We start from the raw sequence: 3,061 nt of genomic DNA, 5'->3' as shown, positions 1-3,061 counted from the left end.
TGCCGATTGTACATTGAAAACTACACACTGATAAGAAAATATCTAATCAATATAATCAAGATGATTAATTGACAAGACATCCGAGAAAAAACAGTATCGAAAGATACAACACACAAAAAGATGTAACGCTATACATCGAAAAAGTTCTTTAAAGAACCAAGACCAAAAACAAAGGTTAAGTTAGAAAGAGCGTATGGTGGATGCCTTGGCACTGAGAGCCGAAGAAAGACGTGATAAGCTGCGAAAAGCTGCGGTGAGGAGCAAATATCCATTGACCCGCAGATATCTGAATGGGGAAACCCGGCTGAGCAAACCTCAGTCACTGTATGGTAAATACATAGCCATGCAGAGGGAACCCGGGGAACTGAAACATCTAAGTACCCGGAGGAAGAGAAAGAAACATCGATTTCCTGAGTAGCGGCGAGCGAAAGGGAAAGAGCCTAAACTGAAGCGCGTGCGTTTCAGGGTAATGGACTGCAGAACGTGAGCCAGAAGATAGAAGAACGGTCCTGGAAAGACCGGCCGGAGAGGGTGAAAGCCCCGTATTCGAAATTGGAAGGCAGCAGGCAGTATCCGGAGTACCACGAGACACGAGAAACCTTGTGGGAAGTCGGGGGGACCACCCCCCAAGGCTAAATACTACTCAGTGACCGATAGCGCATAGTACTGTGAAGGAAAGGTGAAAAGAACCCCGGGAGGGGAGTGAAAGAGAACCTGAAACCATATGTTTACAAGCTGTGGAACTGCTTTATATGCAGAACCGCGTACTTTTTGTAGAACGGTCCGGCGAGCTGCACTGTCAGGCGAGGTTAAATACTTAAGGTATGGAGCCGAAGAGAAATCAAGTCTTAAGAGGGCGAAAGAGTCAGACAGAGCAGACCCGAAACCGGGTGATCTACCCATGTCCAGGTTGAAGATGCCGTAAAAGGCATTGGAGGACCGAACACACATCCGTTGAAAAGGGTGGTGATGAGGTGTGGGTAGGGGAGAAATTCCAATCGAACCCGGAGATAGCTGGTTCTCCTCGAAATAGCTTTAGGGCTAGCCTCGGCAGAGTCTTATGGAGGTAGAGCACTGAATTTCCTAGGGGGCGTCAAAGCCTACCGAAGAATATCAAACTCCGAATGCCATGAAGATGATTGCCGGGAGTCAGACTGCACGAGATAAGTTGGGTGGTCAAAAGGGAAAGAGCCCAGACCTACAGCTAAGGTCCCAAAGTGAGTGTTAAGTGGAAAAGGATGTGGGATTTCGAAGACAACTAGGATGTTGGCTCAGAAGCAGCCATACATTAAAAGAGTGCGTAATAGCTCACTAGTCGAGAGGTCCTGCGCCGAAAATGTCCGGGGCTGAAACACTACACCGAAGCTTAGGAATCACAATGTGATTGGTAGAGGAGCATTGCAAACGCGTTGAAGCTGTACCGGCAAGGAGCAGTGGAGTGTTTGGAAGAGAGAATGCCGGAATGAGTAGCGAGATAGAAGTGAGAATCTTCTAGGCCGAATATCCAAGGTTTCCAGAGTAAAGCTGATCTGCTCTGGGTAAGTCGGGACCTAAGGCGAGGTCGAAAGACGTAGTCGATGGACAACAGGTTGAGATTCCTGTACTGCATGGTAACAGAACTGTGGGGACACAGGCAGAAAACAGAATCCGGGGATGGAAGAACCGGAGCAAGCGAAGGAGCCGTACACCAGGCAAATCCGGTGTATAAGGCGGAGTCGTGACGCGGAGCGAAAATAAAGTAGCGAAGTCTGTGGGCTGACTGTCAAGAAAAGCCGCTATAGCTTGCCATGTACCCGTACCGTAAACCGACACAGGTGGATGAGGAGAGAATCCTAAGGCCGGCGGGAGAAGCATTGTTAAGGAACTCGGCAAAATGACCCCGTAACTTCGGGAGAAGGGGTGCCTCGAAAGAGGCCGCAGAGAATAGGCCCAAGCAACTGTTTAGCAAAAACACAGGTTTATGCAAAACCGAAAGGTGAAGTATATGAGCTGACGCCTGCCCGGTGCTGGAAGGTTAAGGGGAGATGTTAGAGCAATCGAAGCATTGAACTTAAGCCCCAGTAAACGGCGGCCGTAACTATAACGGTCCTAAGGTAGCGAAATTCCTTGTCGGGTAAGTTCCGACCCGCACGAAAGGCGTAATGATTTGGGCACTGTCTCGACAATGCACCCGGTGAAATTGAAATACCAGTGAAGATGCTGGTTACCTGCGCCAGGACGGAAAGACCCCATGGAGCTTTACTCCAGTTTGATACTGGGATTCGGTATTGCATGTACAGGATAGGTGGGAGACTGGGAAGATGTGTCGCCAGATGCATCAGAGTCGCTGTTGGGATACCACCCCTGCAGTACTGGATTTCTAACTAGTCACCGTAAGCCGGTGATAGGACAATGTCAGGCGGGGAGTTTGACTGGGGCGGTCGCCTCCGAAAGAGTATCGGAGGCGCTCAAAGGTTCCCTCAGAATGGTTGGAAACCATTCGAAGAGTGCAAAGGCAGAAGGGAGCTTGACTGTGACACCGACGGGTGGAGCAGGTACGAAAGTAGGACTTAGTGATCCGGTGGTATAAAGTGGGATTGCCATCGCTCAACGGATAAAAGCTACCCTGGGGATAACAGGCTTATCACTCCCAAGAGTTCACATCGACGGAGTGGTTTGGCACCTCGATGTCGGCTCATCGCATCCTGGGGCTGTAGCAGGTCCCAAGGGTTGGGCTGTTCGCCCATTAAAGCGGTACGCGAGCTGGGTTCAGAACGTCGTGAGACAGTTCGGTCCCTATCCGGCGTGGGCGTAGGATATTTGAGAGGAGCTGACCTTAGTACGAGAGGACCGGGTTGGACGAACCGCTGGTGTACCGGTTGCATCGCCAGATGCATGGCCGGGTAGCCAAGTTTGGCAGGGATAAACGCTGAAGGCATCTAAGCGTGAAGCCCCCCTCAAGATGAGATATCCCAAGCGCAAGCTGTAAGACCCCTTGAAGACGACAAGGTAGATAGGACAAAGGTGGAAGCGTGGTAACACGTGCAGCTGATTGTTACTAATAGGTCGAGGACTTAACCAA

1 rRNA gene is annotated in these 3,061 nt (G+C 50.3%); it reads left to right on the top strand.

The features are described 5' to 3' along the window. Positions 1-173 precede the first annotated feature (173 nt). Positions 174-3,061, top strand: a 23S ribosomal RNA gene (locus KQI85_RS15975).

It is taken from the genome of Falcatimonas sp. MSJ-15 (genome assembly GCF_018918265.1).
Taxonomy (GTDB): domain Bacteria; phylum Bacillota; class Clostridia; order Lachnospirales; family Lachnospiraceae; genus Falcatimonas.
This window is presented reverse-complemented; position numbering and strand designations above follow the sequence as displayed.